The sequence below is a fragment of the Vibrio sp. Isolate33 genome (assembly GCF_022397895.1).
Classification (GTDB): Bacteria; Pseudomonadota; Gammaproteobacteria; order Enterobacterales; family Vibrionaceae; genus Vibrio; species Vibrio pomeroyi.
The window spans coordinates 1-19,324 of sequence record NZ_JAKEUP010000013.1; the positions used below are offsets into that span (position 1 = coordinate 1).

A 19,324-nucleotide genomic window follows, 5' to 3' on the forward strand; every position below is an offset into this window, starting at 1 on the left:
ACTAGTAAAAGAGTCTATAAGTACCTATAACAATATGAGGCCGCACCTTAGTCTCAGGATGAAAACTCCAAATGAGGTGCATGAAAAAAGCCAACAGCTGACGCTGTTGGCTTAGTAGAAATACTGTCAACGTATTTTAGGACGAGACAAGGCGTTAGTGCTTTCGACTCAGGGAAGCGAATATAGCCCACTAAAACACAAGCAAAGCTACCGTTACCAAGCAATGAGCTTTACACTTAACAAGCGTCTCAATAGGTGAAAATATGGAACTCATTCTCTCTCTGCTACAACAAACCTGCGTCTACTTAGTGATTGCTTACATGTTAAGTAAAACCCCACTGATTCTCCCTTTGTTGAGCATCTCATCTCGCTTAAGCCATAAGATCAGCTGCTACGTTCTGTTTTCCCTGTTCTGCATTATGGGCACCTACTTCGGACTGCAGATCAATGACGCCATCGCCAACACGCGAGCGATGGGCGCGGTAATGGGCGGTTTGTTTGGTGGGCCTGTGGTTGGCTTTGCGGTCGGCTTTACTGGCGGGATTCATCGCTATTCATTAGGCGGTTTTACTGACTTAGCTTGTGCTATCTCAACGACAGCAGAGGGCTTGATTGGTGGTCTACTGCACGTTTACCTAGTCAGAAAGAACAAAGCCAGTCAGCTGTTTAACCCACTGGTAGTGTTCTCTGTCACCCTTTTTGCAGAGATCATTCAGATGTTAATTCTGCTCGCAGTCGCCAAACCGTTTGAGCAGTCCTATGCGCTTGTTTCAGATATTGCTGCGCCAATGATCATTGCAAACTCTGTAGGTGCAGCACTGTTCATGAGCATCATCCAAGACAGAAAAACCATCTTCGAGAAGTACTCCGCCACCTTCTCACGCCGCGCACTCACCATTGCCGAGCGTTCCGTAGGTATTTTGCATGGCGGCTTCACTTCCGATAACGCACAAAAGATCGTGCGTATCGTTTATGAAGAAACCAATGTAGGTGCGGTAGCGATTACTGACCGAGAAAAAATCCTCGCTTTCGTCGGTATTGGCGATGAACACCATATTCCAAATACCCCTATTTCATCGCAGAGTACTCTCACTTCGATGGAAAAAAACGACATCATCTACCTTGATGGTAAAGAGAACCCTTACCAATGCTCCCTATCTCAAGATTGTAAGTTAGGTTCTGCGCTTATTATCCCACTTCGTGCAGGTAACGAAGTCGTTGGTACCATTAAACTGTATGAGCCTAAGCTGAAGCTATTCTCGACCATTAACATGTCGATGGCCGAAGGTATCGCTCAACTATTGTCGAGTCAGATCCTGTTCAGCAACTATCAGCAGCAACAGACCCTGCTCACTCAAGCTGAGATCAAACTGTTGCACGCTCAGGTTAACCCGCATTTCTTGTTCAATGCGCTCAATACCATCAGCGCAGTCACACGCCGTGACCCAGACAAAGCGCGAGAGCTTATTCAACACCTGTCTCACTTCTTTAGAAGCAACCTTAAGCAGAACATCAACACTGTGAAACTCAAAGACGAGCTGGCACACGTCAATGCGTATCTCACCATTGAGAAGGCTCGTTTCACCGACAGACTAGAAGTGGAGTGGGACATAGACCCACAGTTGTACGAATCACAATTGCCGAGTTTTACTCTGCAACCACTGGTTGAGAACGCCATCAAGCATGGTATTTCAAATATGTTAGAAGGCGGGATAGTGAAGATCTATAGCGAGGCATTCCAAGGTGGATTCAAACTGATCGTCGAAGACAATGCAGGCAACTATCAGAAACCACCTCAAGATCATGTCGGATTAGGCATGGAGATTGTTGATAAACGACTCACTAATTTCTTTGGACAAGACTCAGCACTAAAAATAGAATCTCAACCACAGCAATTTACTCGAATGAGCTTTATCATACCTATACTGAAATAGCGGTCTTTTCGTAGGTGATAGCTTCTCGGTAAGCATATTTAGAAGACATAGATAGAAACAAGCAGGGATAGAATCAAGATGAAGATTGTAGGATGTTAAAAGCACTAGTTGTCGATGATGAGCTTTTTGCTCGCGAAGAATTGATTGAGCTGCTGACTGAAACTGGAGAAGTGGAAGTCATTGGTCAAGCAAGTAACGCAATTGAAGGGCTTAAGCAGATCAACCTTCTCAAGCCTGATGTGGTGTATTTAGACATTCAAATGCCTCAGGTCACTGGGATTGAATTGCTGAGCATGCTTGACCCGGAAACCATGCCCTACGTGGTATTTGTGACCGCCTACGATCAATATGCGATTCAAGCCTTTGAAGACAATGCCTTTGACTACCTACTCAAACCCGTTGAACCTTGTCGATTAAACAAGAGTGTTTGCCGTCTGAATAAGGTCATCAAGCAGAACCAGAAAGCACCAGCACAAGACATCTCTGCGATTGCTCCCTGTCACTTAGAGCAGATCCCGTGTATTGGTCATAACCGCATTGTGATCATGGCAAGCCAAACGGTTGAATGCGCCTATTCCGATATCAGTGGCGTGCATGTTCGCAGCTCATCGCAAACAGCAACCTCACAATTAACCCTGAAGATCTTAGAAGAAAAGACCGATTTGATCCGCTGTCATCGACAGTATTTGATCAACATAAAATCGATCCAAGAGATCAAACTGTTAGAAAATGGATTAGCGGAGATCATTACCCTGACAGGCTTTGAAGTCCCTGTGAGTCGTCGCTATCTCAAGACGTTAAAAGAGCAACTCGGCCTCCAGTAAACAAATTTCAAGTTTAGATATAGCACGATCAAAAAAGCCAACGCATCAACGTTGGCTTTCTGCTGTTTGAAATCGCTAGCATCACAAGTCGATAAAGATTAATCGACTTGTTTAATCTGCAGCTCTTTTGGCACTTCGAAGAACATGTTCTCTTCACGACCTTGAATCTCTTCAACATCGGTAGCACCTAGCTCGCGAATACGGTCTAAGATTTGGTTAACTAGCTCTTCAGGAGCAGAAGCACCAGCGGTTACACCGATTTTCTTCTTGCCTTCAACCCACTCAGTCTGAATGTCTTCAGGGCAATCAGTTAGGTAACCAGGTGTGCCTAGCTTCTCAGCCAGCTCTTTCAAACGTGTTGAGTTCGATGAGTTCTTAGAACCAACCACAATCACAACATCGACGTCGTTTGCCATCTCACGCACTGCGTCTTGACGATTTTGAGTCGCGTAACAGATGTCGTCTTTACGTGGGCCTTGAATCTCAGGGAATACACGACGTAGCTCTTCAATCACATCTGCTGTTTCATCAACAGACAGCGTAGTTTGGCTCACGTAGTGTAAGTTACTTGGATCATTCACCACTAGGTTCTGTACATCTTCAGGTCTTTCAACCAAATACATACCACCGGTTTGGCTAGCGTATTGACCCATAGTACCTTCAACTTCAGGGTGACCTGCGTGACCAATAAGAACTACTTCCATATGTTTGCGGCTCGCACGAGCAACTTCCATATGAACTTTAGTCACCAAAGGACACGTTGCATCAAATACTGTAAGTTCGCGCTCTTTTGCTTCTTTACGAACGGCTTGAGATACACCGTGAGCAGAGAAAATTACGATGTTGTCGTCTGGCACTTCACTCAGCTCTTCGACAAAAATAGCACCACGTTGCTTAAGCCCTTCAACAACAAAGCGGTTATGTACCACTTCATGGCGAACATAAATCGGTGGCTGATACATTTCAAGTGCGCGCTCTACGATGCTGATCGCACGATCGACACCGGCACAAAAGCCACGAGGGTTAGCTAACATTATTTTCATTTCATTGCTCATCATTTACCGCGGTACTAAGGTTGTTTCTATAGAGTTCGCCGTCAGCGAGGTTCGCATTCTACAGTGAAGCGCCTAGACAGTGAAGCTCTGGGTTGAGTGTCACCTGTAAGACGATGTTATTCGACAGCTAAGATATTGACATCAAACGTAACGTCTTGGCCTGCAAGTGGGTGATTAAAATCAACCGTCACTGAGTCACCCGCGATATCTGTAATAATACCTGGGATTTCCATACCGTCAGGGCCAGAGAATGCCATGATGGTGCCAACTTCAACATCTGTACCACCAGCAAATTTTGCTTTATCCATATGGTGAATATGGTCTGGATTAGGCATACCAAACGCATCTTGTGCTTTGAGTTCGATAGACTTTTCCGTGCCTTCTTCAAGTCCAAGCAGGCATGCTTCGAAGTTCTCACTTAGGCTGCCATCACCCATAACGAACTTCGCTGGTTTGCCCATATTTTCCGTACTATCGGCAACTGAACCATCCTTCATCTTAATCGTAAAATGTAGGGTTACTGCTGAATCATTTTTAATTGCTGCCACGTTACTTTCCTTAGACTTCTTTATTATTTGAGAATGCATTCTGCTTTGCTCTCATATTAGTTGCAGCATAAAAAAAAGCGCTGTCGGAATCAACCGACAGCGCTTAGGGCTATTCTATTCTGTGAGTCATAGACTGACTTTAGAGCAATCTATTTCAAAGCGTTTTTACTTAAGGCTTATTAGCCTATTTGCTTTCGTCTTTCTTGCGAAAACCATCGAGGATGATCATCGCAGCACCGATACAGATTCCCATATCCGCTAAGTTGAATGCAGGCCAGTGGTAAGTGCCCCAGTAGAAATCTAAGTAATCGACAACAAAGCCGTGTACGACTCGGTCAAATACATTACCGACTGCACCACCAATGATGATGGCATAAGCGATGTTGTTCCACTTTTCTGTCGCTGGTAGCTTGCTCATCCAGTACGTCAGCATGCCCGTTACAGCAAAGGCGATACCGGTAAATAACCAACGCTGCCAACCACTTTGATCACTCAAGAAGCTGAATGCGGCGCCGTAGTTGTGAACGTACAAAAAGTTAAAGAACGGCAACACTTCAATACGGTTTGCCCAGCCATAACCCATGTTGTCCATGACAAAGAGTTTGATGCCGATGTCTGCTATAAAAACCAGCAGAGCCAACCATAACCAACGTACACCAGATTGTTTTAACGAAACTTCACTCATTTCTATTCCTAGTATTTACGAAGCGATTCCTCATTCGCACACTCGCTTTGAGTCGCTATGAATAATCAACTTGGTTAAACACATTTCCTATAACTAAAAATAACCCCAGTTGATACTGGGGCTATGATTTTTACAAAAAGTTCAGTCTTTCTCTGAGTCGTTATGCGAACTTACGCACTTCGCCTTCACCATCAACGTTTGACACACAACGGCCACAGATCTTCTCGTGTCCTTCAATTGTGCCTACGTCTGGTGTGTGGTGCCAACAACGGTCACACTTCTCAGCTTCTGTTGCTGCAACTTCAACGAATAGACCTTCAACGTCTGTCGCTTGAGCTGCATCAGACTTCTCGCTCAGTGGCTTAACAACCGCTGCAGAAGTGATAAGTACGAAACGTAGCTCATCTTCTAGCTTGTTGATCTTAGCCGCTAGTGCGTCGTCAGCGTATAGAGTCACTTCAGCTTGCAGTGCACCACCAATTGTTTTCTCTTTACGAGCGTCTTCAAGAAGCTTGTTCACCGCGCCACGAACCGTTTGGATTTCAGCCCAGAATTCGTTGCTTAGCTCTTCGCCTTCAGCAAGACCAAATAGACCTTCGAACCACTCACCAGTGAATACGAACTTGTCACGCTGCTCTCCAGTTGGTAAAGAGCTTGGCATCTCGTTCCAGATTTCATCTGCTGTGAACGACATGATAGGTGCCATCCAACGAACTAGAGCTTCTACGATGTAGTAAAGCGCAGTCTGACAGCTGCGTTGAGCATGGCTGCCCTGCTTCGCTGTGTACTGACGGTCTTTGATTACGTCTAAGTAGAAAGAACCCATTTCAATAGAACAGAACTGCATTAGACGCTGAGTTACACCGTGCGTGTTGTACTCGCCGTATGCTTTAACGATCTCTTCTTGTGCAGCTTGAGCACGACCAACAGCCCAGCGATCAAGTGCAACCATCTCTTCAGCAGGAACTAGGTCAGTTTCAGGGTTGAAACCGTTCAAGTTCGCAAGGAAGAAACGAGCTGTGTTACGAATACGGCGGTAAGCATCAGCTGAACGCTTCAGGATTTCATCAGAAACAGCAACTTCACCCGTGTAGTCTGTAGAAGCAACCCATAGACGCAGGATGTCTGCACCTAGCTTGTTGGTTACATCTTTAGGTGCAACAACGTTACCGATAGATTTAGACATCTTACGGCCGTTACCATCAACCACGAAACCGTGAGTTAGTACTTGCTTGTATGGTGCTTCATCTTTCATCGCGATAGATGAAATTAGAGAAGACTGGAACCAGCCACGGTGTTGGTCTGAACCTTCAAGGTAAAGATCAGCACTGTTGCCGTTGTATTCTTCACGAGAATCAACAACAGAGAAGTGCGTAACACCTGAGTCGAACCATACGTCTAGCGTATCCATTACTTTTTCGTACTTATCAGCGTCTTCTGCACCCATAAGTTCAGCAGCGTCTACATCCCACCAAGCTTGAATGCCTTTCTCTTCAACTAGCTTCGCTACTTTTTCAATAAGCGCTGGGCTATCAGGGTGAAGTTCTGACGTTTCTTTATGAACGAACAGAGCAATTGGCACACCCCAAGTACGTTGACGAGAGATACACCATTCAGGGCGACCTTCGATCATACCTTCGATACGGCTTTGACCCCACTCCGGCATCCACTCAACATTCTTAGTTGACTCTAGTGCTTTTGCACGCAGGCCTGCTTGATCCATAGAGATGAACCATTGTGGTGTTGCACGGAAGATGATTGGAGTTTTATGTCTCCAACAGTGTGGGTAGCTGTGCTCGTAAGCGTGGTGATGCAGAAGTGCACCTTTCTCTTTTAGAACTTCTAAAACAGAATCGTTCGCTTTGAATACGTGCTGACCAGCAAATAGCTCAGTATCTGGCAGGTAAACGCCGTTAGAGCCTACTGGGTTAGCGATTTCTAGGTTGTACTTCTTACCAACCACGAAATCCTCTTGACCGTGACCAGGTGCAGTGTGAACCACACCAGTACCTGAATCCGTTGTAACGTGGTCACCAAGAACAGCTGGAACAGTAAAGTCGTAGAACGGGTGGTTGAACTGAGAAAGCTCAAGATCAGCACCAGTAGCAAAACCAAGGTTATGGAAGTGCTCGATACCTGCACGATCCATTACGTCTTTTGCTAGTTCAGAAGCAACAACGATACGTTGAGCCGGCTGGTCGCCATTTGCTTCAACTTGGATAAGCACGTATTCAAGATCATCACGTAGACATACTGCGCGGTTAGCAGGCAGAGTCCATGGTGTTGTTGTCCAGATAACGATAGAGATTTCGCCCTGACCCGCGTGGCCTTCCGCTAGAGTAAATTTCTCTAGAAGAGCAGCTTCATCAGCTGCAGTAAATTTCACATCGATAGATGGAGAAACTTTATCTTTGTATTCAACTTCAGCTTCAGCTAGAGCAGAACCACAGTCAGTACACCAGTGAACTGGTTTGAAACCTTTAAGAAGGTGACCTTTGTCTGCGATTTTACCTAGAGAACGAATGATGTTCGCTTCTGTGCCGAAATCCATAGTGCGGTAAGGTTTGTCCCACTCGCCCATGATACCAAGACGTTTGAAGCTCTCTTTCTGACCTTCAACTTGGCCCGCAGCGTACTTACGACACTCTTCGCGGAATTCAGCAGCCGAAATCTTCTGACCAGGCTTACCTTTCTTCTTCTCAACCATTAGCTCGATTGGAAGACCGTGACAGTCCCAACCAGGGATGTACGGTGCATCAAAACCAGAAAGGGTCTTAGATTTAATAATAATGTCTTTAAGAATCTTATTCAGCGCGTGGCCAATGTGAATGTCGCCGTTCGCGTATGGAGGGCCATCATGCAGTACGAAAGATTTTTTACCTTTCTTTGCCTTACGGATTTCGCCGTAAAGATCTTCTTTGTACCAACGCTTAAGCATTTCTGGCTCACGATTTGCCAGATTGCCGCGCATTGGGAACCCTGTTTCTGGTAAGTTCAGGGTATCTTTATAATCACTCATCGATTCTTAATTCCGTTATATTGGGCGAAGTTAGACATTATGTTAATCGGTGGAATCATCCGATTAATTCTTTAGCTGAAGCAGCCACACCCTTGCGGCTTCAGCATCCAATTCTATTTGATTCTTTAATGCGTCGAACGATTCAAATTTTATCTCGTCGCGCAGTTTGTGCAAAAGTCGTACTTCTAACTGTTTACCATACAAATTGGCTTTAAAGTCAAAAAAGTGCACTTCTAATTGCTGCCTTACACCATTAACTGTTGGTCGTTGTCCAATATTAGCAACGCCACCGACAGGAACCCCGTCGATATCCAATGCTTCAACAACATACACTCCCGATACAGGAGAAACACAACGCTTTAATGGAATATTAGCGGTAGGGAAACCTATGGTTCTCCCTAGTTTACGACCATGGGACACACGACCACTAATACTGTAATCACGTCCTAACATGGTAGCACTTGCAGCCAAGTCATCGACCGCTAATGCATTTCGTATCTCAGTACTGCTGACTCGTAATTGGTTTAAGCAATAACTTTGGGTGCTTACCACCTCAAAGCCATACTTTTCGCCCGCTTCTTTAAGCATAGCGAAATTACCAGTGCGGCCTTTGCCAAAGCAAAAATCGTCACCAACCACCAAGAACTTCACACCAAGCTTATCAACCAAAAGATCCTTAATGAATGCTTCTGCGGATAAACTTGCAAAATACTGATTAAAATTGACACACAATAAACGACTGATATCTAGCTTGCTCAGTTGCACGTACTTATCTCGTAAGCGAGTTAAACGTGCTGGCGCTCTATCTCGGGCAAACAGCTCCATAGGTTGCGGCTCAAACGTCATAACAACAGAAGGTAGCCCTAATGCTGCAGCTTGTTTAGAAACCTGACTCAGAACCTCTTGATGTCCTAAATGAACACCATCGAAGTTACCTATGGTTAATACACAGCCATGATGCTGCGCTTTAATATTGTGTATACCTCGGATCAGTTCCATTATGATCAGCTAAAACCTGTTATTTGCATCATTTATTGTGTGAAACCGACGGATTATATACTAATCAGTATTAATCTGTCGCTGCTTTTAAATGTTTTACTCGGATACCTAAAATCAGTACCGAAACAATATAAACAAAGCCACCAAGTCCAATCAAGCCTGTTAATGTCAGCGCTCTCTGGCTAAAGCTCCATTCAAGCCAATGTTGCATATTATCCAGCTGCCATAAAATAGCGGCTACCATCACCACACCCGAGATAATCAATTTGGCACTGAACAATAAGGTTGTCTTCGTTAATTGATATACACCCGCAAGATGTAATCCTCTATATAACAAGGCCATATTCACAAAAGCAGACAAGGCTGTCGCAATCGCCAAACCTACATAACCATAGAAATAAGCAAAGATCGCGTTAAACACCATATTGGTCACCATAGCGATAATGCCGTACTTAACCGGTGTTTTAGTATCTTGGCGAGAGTAGTAACCCGGAGCCAATACTTTGATCAGCATGAAGTTAAGCAAGCCAGATGCGTAAGCAACCAAAGACATCGATGCCTGTTGTACATCGTGTGGAGAGAACTCACCACGCATGAATAGCACCATCAACATGGGTTTAGCCAAAACGATAAGGCCTAACATCGCAGGAATACCAAGCAGCAAAACCATGCGCACGCCCCAGTCCATGGTATGTGCGAACCCTTCTCCTTGAGCATCTACGTGTTTACGAGATAGAGCAGGAAGAATTACCGTCGCAATCGCGATACCGAATAAACCTAGTGGAAACTCAAGTAAGCGGTCTGAGTAATACAACCAACTGATAGAGCCCGTCGCTAGGAAACTGGCAATGAAGGTATCAAACAATAAGTTGATTTGGCTAACAGACACACCAAACAGAGCTGGGATCATTAATGTTCGGATCTTAACGACGCCTGGGTCTCTCCAGCCCCATTTCGGCTTAACCAACACACCCGCTTTTATTAAAAAAGGCATTTGAAATAAGAATTGGACTAAACCACCAAGGAATACACCGATAGCCAAGCCAATTTCAGGCTGTTCCAGATTAGGAGAGATAAACCACGCTGCGCCGATGATCATTACGTTCAAGAACACAGGGGTAAAAGAAGAGACCGCAAATTTACCTAATGTATTAAGAATCGCACCAGATAAAGCAACAAAGGTGATAAACCATAAATAAGGAAAGGTAATCTTGAGCATGAAGCTCGCCAGCTCAAACTTAGGCGCCGCAGGGCCATCATTCAGCCAGTCGATAAACCAACCTGCACCAAACATCGCGGTGATCACACCAGAGCCCAAGACCCCGATAACCGTAACGATAGACACTAAAACCCCGAGTGTACCCGACACCTTAGCAATTAAATCTCGAGTCTTATCTTTATCGCCTGCCGCGTGATATTCCGTTAATACAGGAACAAACGCTTGAGAAAACGCACCTTCTGCAAAAAGTCGACGTAAGAAATTAGGGATTTTATTAGCGAAGAAAAATACGTCGGCACTCGCTCCAGCCCCCATCAAATTTGCTACTACTACATCACGTACTAGCCCCAATACACGGGAAACAAAAGTCATAGCACTGACAATCAGGCCTGACTTTAATAGTCGTTTACTCACAGAAACCTCTGACACTAGTTGATTACTTTCAAGCGAGGATAAATACTATCCTATCCTAAGAAGCATATTTATTAGCATTGGTCTAAAAATGCTGTTAGAATCCCCGCCATCTTAACCGCGATGACCTTTCCATACCAAAGTTTGTTTGGCTACGATTGGTTTTTGCACAAATCATTTGACAATTAAGCGCTAATGAGGGATAGTCCTCGCCCTTAAATTGTCACCGAACTAAGTTTTTGGGAGTTAGACCCTTGGCAAACAGTAAATCTGCTAAGAAGCGCGCTATCCAAGCTGAGAAACGTCGCCAGCACAATGCTAGCCGTCGTTCTATGATGCGCACTTACATGAAAAAGACTATCGCAGCTATCGCAGCTGGTGATAAAGAAGCTGCAACTGCTGCTCTTGTAGAAGTTACACCACTTCTTGACCGTATGGCGACTAAAGGCCTTATTCATAAGAATAAAGCTGCACGTCATAAGTCTCGTTTCGCTGCTGCAATCAAAGCTCTTTAATAGAAATTTGATTACAACGCAAAACGAAAAAAACCGGCCTAGGCCGGTTTTTTTATATCTAAATTTTGAGTAACGCTGCTAGTTACTGACTAAAAGCGACTTTACTCAGTGAAAACAGTTTTGCTTATTCACCGAACCTGCTTTTCAATAAACAGAGTAAGTCGATAGGAAAACAAGCTGTTCAGGATTAACGTTCGACGTGAAATACTGACACTTCCTTGTGTCGACCTTATCCCTGACAAGAAATCATCTCCCTCATCAGTAATAAGCTACTTGCAGTAAATACCATGCAGTAGGTTAATCATCGCTTTTACTTCTTCACTGCTCAATGTGTAATACACAGTTTGAGCTTCTTTGCGAGTTTCGACCAAACCATCTCTTCTCAACCAAGCAAGATGTTGAGATAAAGCAGACTGACTCAGTTCCAACTTGCCGCACAACTCCCCAACTGACAGTTCAGTACCATGTAATAGGCATAAGATCTGTAAGCGACGCTCGTTGGCCATGGCTTTGAGTAGAATCACAGCTTGTGCTGAGTTCTTCTCCATCTCTTTTAAGTTCATAGTTTGGCTCCCTACAACCTTTTCGCCAACTACGGGCTATCAGTATTTCCGGCATATTGCGGAGTTATGATAATCGATATCAATTCATTAACAAACTATCTCACTCGAACAATTTGCTAAAATCTGCGTCACATACGTTTTTAACTGCTGGATGTTGGATCATCCTCTCAGCAAATATGACGTAGTACTCCTCTTTTAGCTCTTCAATACCACCCAATAATTGCAGCGAAGTATCTTCTTCCACTTCAGACATATACAGCGTCGGTGCCAAGAAAATAGCGTCATGATGATAACGAGCAAATGCTTTCATCAATGCCGCATCATCAAACTCACCTAAAATATCAGGTTTAAGCCCTTGTCTATCAAACCACTGCAGCACTTTACGCCCCATCGAGGTTCGGCTACCTGGGATCAAAAGCTTCCTTTGTTCTAATACTGCTGGGAAGTTAACGCCTTCAACCTTGCCTGAACTGAAAAAGCTCATGCCACTCTCACCCAGCTTCTTACTAAACAAGCCTGGGCTTTGGCTAGAGTCCACCGGACAGTCAGACAAAATCATATCCAGCTTATGTTGAGAGAGTTGCTCAAGCAGCATTTCGTGAGTCGATTCGAAACAGCGAAGGTGGATACTGTTATCTTCTGGAATCGTCGACATTAAGATCTTGCTCACGAGCCTTTTTGACAGCGCATCCGCAACACCCACATCAAACAGAATATTGGAGTGCTGGCTGTAATTCACGATATCGAGCATTTCGTAACTCAGGCCAAACATACGGTCAGCATACTTAAAGACCAGCTGCCCAAGCTCTGTTGGCTCAACACTACGCCCGTTGCGCTTGGTCAGCTTGCCGTCCATTCGCTCTTCTAATGCTTTTATCTGACCCGTTACCGTTTGAGGAGTGAGAAATAAAGCTTCTGCCGCTTTGGTAACAGAGCCTTGCTTGCAGACCATCCAGAAGTAATAAAGATGGTTATAGTTGAGGTGCGACATAGGTGTGCCGTAATAAAGGAGTAGATACCCTTTTATATCAAATATGACACTCCCGCTCAACAAACTCGGAAAAACCTAACATAACAACTAATTACCACTTATTTTTTCGAAGTGTGTGATTTCATAATGTAATATTTGAGCGATTATTTTCAATTTTTTTCTAACTTTTAAGATCTATATCACCTATAGAAACACTCTTTAAATTCATTTAAAAACAGATACTTAAAATAACCACATTAGCTATGGGAATATTTAAAGAGTAAATCATCACAAAAAAGCCTCACCTAAACCAAAATGTAATATTACTGAAATATTTCCCCTCTAACATCACGCTCAGATTAAACAAACAGACCAAACACAGACTTAAACGGTCCAATGGAGAAAACATTATGAACCAAGCTACTACTGCAGCAGCGCCTATCTCGAGCACAACTCGTTGGCTACGCTGGGCTAACTTGGCATTCATGCTTTACCTACTATTACTTTCAGTTTCAATGGTTGGTACAGGCTTCAAATGGGCAACAGGCGAGCAAGCAAAGGTTCTTTTCGAATTTGCTTCACACCCAGTTGCAGGCTTAATGATTGGTTTAGTGGCAACAGCACTTATTCAGTCATCAAGTACAGTTACTTCAATTATCGTTGGCCTTGTGGCAGGTGGTTTACCTGTTGAGCTAGCAATCCCTATGATCATGGGGGCGAACATTGGTACTACGGTAACCAATACGCTAGTTAGTCTTGGTCATGTTCGTTGTAAAGAAGAGTTTAAGCGTGCATTCGCAAGTGCGACCATTCACGACTTCTTTAACTTATTAGCCGTTGCTATCTTCCTACCACTAGAGATGGCGTTTGGTATTCTAGAGAAGATTTCTCACTGGTTAGTGTCTCCAATGCTAGCAACAGGTGATATGAGCATGAAGGGTCTTAACTTCATCAAGCCAATCACTAAACCTGTAGTAAGCGCGATTAAAGAGCCACTATCAACATTTGGCGACACTGTTGGCGGCATCATGCTTATCGTTCTTGGTATCGCGACTATCTTCGTAGCTATCACAGTAATGGGTAAGCTAATGAAGAGCCTAATGGTTGGCCGTGCTCGTGAGATTCTAAAGAACGCAATCGGTCGTGGTCCAATCCACGGTATCGCTTCTGGCTCTATCGTTACTATCCTTGTTCAGTCTTCTTCAACGACAACAAGCTTAATGGTTCCGCTAGTAGGTTCAGGTGTTCTTAAAGTACGTGACGTTTACCCATTCACTCTGGGCGCAAACATCGGTACATGTATTACCGCTCTACTAGCAGCAACAGCAGTATCTGGTGAGTTCGCAGTATTCGCACTACAGATTGCTCTAGTACACTTGGTGTTCAACATCATGGCAACGGTATTCATCTTCGGTATTCCGTTCCTACGTGAACTACCAGTTAAAGCAGCTGACTTAATTTCAGACATGGCTGTGAAGAACAAAGCTGTAGTGGCTGGTTACCTTGTTGCGGTATTCCTTGTACTGCCTGGTAGCGTGTTAGCTCTTACTGCTTAACAGCAAAACAAACATCGCTTATAACAAAGCCCGCAACCTTGGTTGCGGGCTTTTTCTTTTCTGTACAGCAGATACGGGATGCGAGTGAACGAGTAACGAAGAGCCAGAAGCAGATTAGAGATACGGATAAGCGAGTAACGAAAAACACAAACTGTGATAATCGTATTTGGTATATCGCCGACTCAAATCTAGATATGTTTTTCGTATTCCTAATTTCATTTATTCGCTTCTACTCTTAGCTCTTCGCATCTCGAATCCCGTTTACTCGTATCTAGCTACCCTACTTACCTTGCTCATTACGTAGGTACATAATCGCAACCATGCCAAAACCGATAAATTGCCATAGATACTGTCCATCGCTTGCGCCAGTGATGGTTTGAGTGAAAGCCATACAAGCAGTCACAAATAAAGATGAAAATGCGGCATAAAGCAACCACGGACGTTCTTTACCAACCATGAACTCACCACCAAGTACCGAGCGAATAACCAATAAAAACGGCACACATTGCAAAGCAATTAGAATCGGAAACATAAAGTCGAACGTTGGGCTCAGTAAAGCGTGACCGACTTGGCTCTTGTCCCAAGTACCGACAATATAGCCTTTCCAGCCTGCCCAGGTGTCTCCCGCATAAGCAGTATCTGGCGTGATAAAGCCAAGTAGCACGCCCATCACTTTATCGATAAAGCCATTTTTGAACCAAAAGACGAATAAGAAGATCTGAATAGGAATGATCTGAAAAGCAAACTTCTTCAACATGTGTTTATCCCAAATAATGAATGATTTGGTGACCAGTATGTGGAAATCGATGCTTTTACGCTTGATGCAAGGCAATCGAGCCTGAGTCCAAACAATAATCAAACATGTTAAAAAACTAGCTGGTACAAGTGAGCCGTATAGAAATACCGTTGCAATCAGCTCTCACGAAACACCTTCACTTGAAAACGTATTTCACGGTTTAGGAAAGGTTTGTTTTTTATAAAGATTCAATAAGATCAAACAGTTGACCTGTATGCTCTTTTTTTACGTCAGTATAGCGCTGATAGTTGTATTGCCAGCCTTTTGGGTTGTCCGACAGCTTGTCAGCCACACTAAGCAGATAAAAGCTGATTGGGCTCGGTGTACTTTCAGCAGCATAAGAAAGGTAAGGGAAAGCTTGGTTGGCATGTTGGTTGATTAACAAAGCTAGTCCCAGAGTAAGATTGGCGATATCACAACGTGGATTCATCTCAAAGGCTTGCTTTGCCAATTGCAGAGCGCGTTCGCGATCTTCTTGCTCACTGTTTTGCAAATAAGCTAAAGACTCCGAATACGAAAGTAAGGCATTCACCAGATAATTGTCTCGTCCTTGCTGTTGAATCGCATCCAACTGAACCGCTATGTCTTCAAATGGCTGACCACCTTTGCCTTGGTAAAAAAGCGATATCCCCTCAGAGATAACACTCCAATCATCGTAGCTCTCAATAGAGGTCACTCGATGACTCGCTACGCCATACTCAGACCCCGTAGGTGCAATAATCGCTTTAATCTCAAGGATGACATCCCCAATGGCATCAAAGAAATTATGTTGGCTAAAGCTCTTTTCTACTTTCTGGCTTTGGTTAGGGTGACTGTTGTTTTGTACCAGCACACTCAGTACATAATCCCCATCCTTTTTCTTGAGCCAACTTTTGAGTTCGACACCATTGTTGGCAAGTGATTGCTTGCCCTGTTTGGATAGCTGAGAGAAGTGGTAACCTGATAGATTTTTAGCTGAGTTCAACCCGTAGAAAAGATAGTTATATACACTTTCTGACATCTCATAATTGTTCGCCGAATCGAGGGTGATGTCATGGATATAAACGGGAATCACATCAGCCTGGCGTGCAGTAATCACCAAAGGGTCATTAATTTGGAAGTCGTTGTTCCATACCCAAGATGCAGTCACACCAACCGCTAATACTGCGGTTACTGTGAGGGCGATGATTTTCTTTTTGTAATAAGGAGCGAGAGTTGCAGTCGCAGATAGAGAAGTCTTTTCGGCAGACATAAGTTTAACGCTCGGCAGAGTCACTTCAATATCAAACAGATAACCTTGCTTAGGTATCGTCTGAATAATCCGATATGGGCGAGACTTATCTTGAAGTTGACTGCGCAATAAACTGATGACCTGTCTGACCAAGTTGTCGGATACGTGAGTTCTTTGCCACACATCGGTAGCGATCTGTTGCGTACTCACCACCAGCCCACGCTTTTCGATGAAATAGCTAAGCAGCTTTGCTTGCAATGGCTCTAAATGAATCTCTTCACTATCAATCACCAACTGATTCTTCTCAGGGTAAAAAGAAATAGGAAAGTCGTGTTGCAATAGGAAGCAATGCGAGCGAGTCATAGCTGTTCTGTAGTTAGAAAAGACCCCACAAGATTATTGGTTTTATAAATAGTAAGCAAGCCAAGCATTGCAAATAAAAAAAGGCTGCACAGTGGCAGCCTTTCTATCAAACAAAGCGAATTAGATTAAACCGAGAACGGGTATTTAATTGCTTCGTGACATTCGTAGCCTTCAACCCAGAAGTCATCCATCGTTACCCACGTTTCCAAATCTTCTAGAGACTTAATATCTGGATTGATATGGAATGTTGGGCCAGCTAGAGGCTCACGCTTCAACTGAATATCACGCATTGGTGCTAATTGATCTTCATAAATATGAGCATTAACTAGCTTGTGGTAAGCCACGCCAGCTTTCTTGCCAGTGATTTGCGCCATGATTGCTAGGAACACATACACTTGAACCATGTTGAAGTTCAGGCCTAGCGGCACGTCACAAGAGCGTTGAGTGCTGTTTAGGTACAGAGTATCACCAAGTAGAGAGAAGTGGTGGCTGTACATACACGGGCGCAAGCACCCCATGTGGAACTCGCCTGGGTTGTAGAAGTTTAAGATCTCACCACGGTCATCAATACCGTTCGTTAGATCATCAACAATCTTCTTCAGTTGGTCGATATGACCGCCATCAGGCTTTGCCCATGCTCGCCCTTGAACACCATAAACACGGCCCATGTCATCTTCACCCTTACGGTAAGGATTGTTCAGCCATACTTCGTTCAGATTAGAGTTCGCATCCCAAGTTTTTGTGCCTAGTTTACGGAAGTCTTCAGCATTGTCGTAACCACGAATGTAGCCAAGCAGTTCAGCAACCGCCGCTTTCCAGAAGCTCTTGCGCGTTGTTACTAAAGGGAACTGGTTATTACCAACATCATATTCCAGGTCAGCATTGATAACGGTTAGGCAGCGCTTGCCCGTACGTTCATTTTCAATCCAAGTACCGTCATCAACGATACGCTGACAGAGATCTAAATACTGTTTCACACCAATTCCTTACTTCGTTTGTTGTGGTAATTCGTCTTTGTAGTGACCGCGTTTGTATGCCCAAACCATCATCAGCACACCGATGATAACCATTGGCAGTGACAGGATTTGTCCCATCGAGATAAATCCGCCGAACAAGCCTAGATGAGCATCTGGTTCACGTACGTATTCTACTAAGAAACGGAATGTACCATATCCTGCTAGGAATAATCCTGATACAGAACCAAGAGGACGCGGCTTTTTAATAAACCAGTTCAAGATGAAGAACAGAACAATACCTTCAAGCGCCATTTCATAAAGCTGAGATGGGTGACGAGGAAGTGGACCACCATTCGGGAACACGATTGCCCATGGCACATCAGTCACACGGCCCCAAAGCTCGCTGTTCATGAAGTTACCTAGACGGCCCATACCTAAACCAAATGGTACTAATGGTGCAATCATGTCTGCTACGCCAAAGAAGGTGCGACCGTTCTTTTTCGCATACCAAAACATTGCCGTGATAACACCCAGCAAACCACCATGGAAAGACATACCGCCAGTCCACACCTTAAATAGGTAAAGAGGGTCTGCTAAGAAAAGGTCGAAGTTGTAGAAAAGTACGTAGCCAATACGACCACCAAGAACCACACCTAGAAAGCCAGCAAACAGTAAGTCTGATACTTGCTCACGAGTCCAACCACTACCTGGCTGATCAGCTCGGCGATTTGCTAACCAAAGAGCAAACATAAAACCGACGAGGTACATTAAGCCGTACCAACGAACTGAGATTGGTCCTAGTTCAATAAGAACAGGATCGAGATTTGGGAATTCGATAAAACCCTGAGACATACTTGGCTCTCTATCTAAATTGATCAACGGTTAGCTCACAGCTAACAGAAAAGACACTACAGCAGCATTGTGGCTGCTATAAACATTAAAAATACCGCAAAGAATTTCTTCAACACTGGGGTTGGCAATTGAGTAGCCAGTTTCGCACCCACTCGCGTCGTCAGAACGGAAGTACAAGATATCGCAATCAAAGCAGGAAGATAAACATAGCCTAAGCTAAATGCAGGCAGATCATCGACAGAAGAACCATGCCAGATGAAACCGAGCATTCCCGATATCGCAATAACACAACCACACACCGAAGATGAGCCAACCGCTTTGCGCATTTCCACACCGTGATGGTTAAGAAAAGGCACAGACAACGACCCACCACCAATACCCGCTAAGCTTGATACCAAACCAATACCGCCACCACATAACATAGTTTTAGCTGAACCTGGCATTGCCTTCTGACTCTTAGAGCGAATCGACAATAGCATTTGCAAAGCCAGCACCAACACGATCATACCGAATACTTTTGGCAGATACTGAGCCGGAATCACTTCGGCCACAAAAGAACCGAGGAAACCACCCACAACCACTCCGGGCATTAACCACTTAACGACAAAGATATCCACGTTACCCAATTTTAAGTGGTTAATCGCAGATGATCCTGACGTAACAATAATGGTGGATAGCGACGTAGCCAGTGCCATTTGCATCGCAAACTCTTGAGGTATACCCGCTTTAGGAAGCAAAAACAGTAAGGCAGGAACCACCAGCAAACCACCACCAATGCCTAGCAAGCCAGCTAAAACACCAACAATAGCACCAAGACCTGCTAGCAAGCCTATCAGTTCATATGACACG

Annotated in this window: 17 protein-coding genes; 4 read left to right on the plus strand and 13 right to left on the minus strand. The window is 44.2% G+C overall.

The window, feature by feature from the left end:
* Positions 1 to 263 precede the first annotated feature (263 nt).
* Together L1D37_RS16885 and btsR are read left to right on the plus strand one after the other, a co-directional pair.
* Complete coding sequence (locus L1D37_RS16885) at positions 264 to 1,934, plus strand: sensor histidine kinase (protein WP_239848552.1); 1,671 nt, start codon at positions 264 to 266, stop codon at positions 1,932 to 1,934.
* Between the two features lie 92 nt (positions 1,935 to 2,026).
* A complete protein-coding gene (gene btsR, locus L1D37_RS16890; protein WP_132744213.1) occupies positions 2,027 to 2,758 on the plus strand; it encodes a two-component system response regulator BtsR in 732 nt (243 codons plus the stop codon).
* A gap of 98 nt (positions 2,759 to 2,856) precedes the next feature.
* On the opposite strand, the gene ispH is transcribed toward btsR, so the two are convergent.
* The 6 genes from ispH to murJ form a co-directional block, all read right to left on the minus strand.
* Positions 2,857 to 3,813, minus strand: a complete 957-nt coding sequence (gene ispH / locus L1D37_RS16895) for a 4-hydroxy-3-methylbut-2-enyl diphosphate reductase (protein ID WP_029235087.1) — start codon at positions 3,811 to 3,813, stop codon at positions 2,857 to 2,859.
* A 116-nt stretch (positions 3,814 to 3,929) separates the two neighbouring features.
* Complete coding sequence (gene fkpB / locus L1D37_RS16900) at positions 3,930 to 4,361, minus strand: FKBP-type peptidyl-prolyl cis-trans isomerase (protein ID WP_145575390.1); 432 nt, start codon at positions 4,359 to 4,361, stop codon at positions 3,930 to 3,932.
* Positions 4,362 to 4,545: 184 nt separating this feature from the next.
* A complete protein-coding gene (gene lspA, locus L1D37_RS16905; protein WP_239848553.1) occupies positions 4,546 to 5,046 on the minus strand; it encodes a signal peptidase II in 501 nt (166 codons plus the stop codon).
* 160 nt (positions 5,047 to 5,206) lie between these two features.
* The gene (gene ileS, locus L1D37_RS16910; protein ID WP_239848554.1) at positions 5,207 to 8,065 is read right to left on the minus strand and encodes an isoleucine--tRNA ligase; all 2,859 of its coding nucleotides are present in this window, start codon (positions 8,063 to 8,065) and stop codon (positions 5,207 to 5,209) included.
* 63 nt (positions 8,066 to 8,128) lie between these two features.
* Positions 8,129 to 9,064: a bifunctional riboflavin kinase/FAD synthetase gene (gene ribF / locus L1D37_RS16915; protein ID WP_017062867.1), complete on the minus strand. Its 936-nt coding sequence runs from the start codon at positions 9,062 to 9,064 to the stop codon at positions 8,129 to 8,131.
* A 70-nt stretch (positions 9,065 to 9,134) separates the two neighbouring features.
* The gene (murJ, locus tag L1D37_RS16920) at positions 9,135 to 10,697 is read right to left on the minus strand and encodes a murein biosynthesis integral membrane protein MurJ (protein WP_032545310.1); all 1,563 of its coding nucleotides are present in this window, start codon (positions 10,695 to 10,697) and stop codon (positions 9,135 to 9,137) included.
* Between the two features lie 251 nt (positions 10,698 to 10,948).
* On the opposite strand from murJ, the gene rpsT reads away from it, so the two are divergent.
* Positions 10,949 to 11,209 (plus strand): 30S ribosomal protein S20, encoded by a 261-nt coding sequence (gene rpsT / locus L1D37_RS16925; protein WP_004739529.1) that lies wholly within the window; start codon positions 10,949 to 10,951, stop codon positions 11,207 to 11,209.
* Positions 11,210 to 11,478: 269 nt separating this feature from the next.
* On the opposite strand, the gene L1D37_RS16930 is transcribed toward rpsT, so the two are convergent.
* Positions 11,479 to 11,772 (minus strand): metalloregulator ArsR/SmtB family transcription factor, encoded by a 294-nt coding sequence (locus L1D37_RS16930; RefSeq protein ID WP_004735028.1) that lies wholly within the window; start codon positions 11,770 to 11,772, stop codon positions 11,479 to 11,481.
* Between the two features lie 100 nt (positions 11,773 to 11,872).
* Positions 11,873 to 12,763, minus strand: coding sequence for a transcriptional activator NhaR (nhaR, locus tag L1D37_RS16935; RefSeq protein WP_017629799.1), 891 nt, complete (start codon positions 12,761 to 12,763; stop codon positions 11,873 to 11,875).
* Between the two features lie 389 nt (positions 12,764 to 13,152).
* On the opposite strand from nhaR, the gene L1D37_RS16940 reads away from it, so the two are divergent.
* Positions 13,153 to 14,298 carry a Na/Pi symporter gene (locus tag L1D37_RS16940; protein ID WP_017629800.1) on the plus strand — a complete coding sequence of 382 codons (1,146 nt, stop codon included), beginning with the start codon at positions 13,153 to 13,155 and terminating at the stop codon, positions 14,296 to 14,298.
* Positions 14,299 to 14,578: 280 nt separating this feature from the next.
* On the opposite strand, the gene L1D37_RS16945 is transcribed toward L1D37_RS16940, so the two are convergent.
* The 5 genes from L1D37_RS16945 to L1D37_RS16965 form a co-directional block, all read right to left on the minus strand.
* Positions 14,579 to 15,055: a hypothetical protein gene (locus L1D37_RS16945; protein ID WP_176682013.1), complete on the minus strand. Its 477-nt coding sequence runs from the start codon at positions 15,053 to 15,055 to the stop codon at positions 14,579 to 14,581.
* 217 nt (positions 15,056 to 15,272) lie between these two features.
* Complete coding sequence (locus tag L1D37_RS16950) at positions 15,273 to 16,667, minus strand: winged helix-turn-helix domain-containing protein (RefSeq protein WP_239848555.1); 1,395 nt, start codon at positions 16,665 to 16,667, stop codon at positions 15,273 to 15,275.
* A 125-nt stretch (positions 16,668 to 16,792) separates the two neighbouring features.
* Entirely contained in the window at positions 16,793 to 17,644 is an 852-nt protein-coding gene (locus L1D37_RS16955) for a thymidylate synthase (RefSeq protein ID WP_239848556.1), read from the minus strand.
* Between the two features lie 9 nt (positions 17,645 to 17,653).
* Entirely contained in the window at positions 17,654 to 18,475 is an 822-nt protein-coding gene (lgt, locus tag L1D37_RS16960) for a prolipoprotein diacylglyceryl transferase (RefSeq protein WP_239848557.1), read from the minus strand.
* A 56-nt stretch (positions 18,476 to 18,531) separates the two neighbouring features.
* Positions 18,532 to 19,323, minus strand: coding sequence for a sulfite exporter TauE/SafE family protein (locus tag L1D37_RS16965; protein WP_017630215.1), 792 nt, complete (start codon positions 19,321 to 19,323; stop codon positions 18,532 to 18,534).
* Position 19,324: the final 1 nt, after the last annotated feature.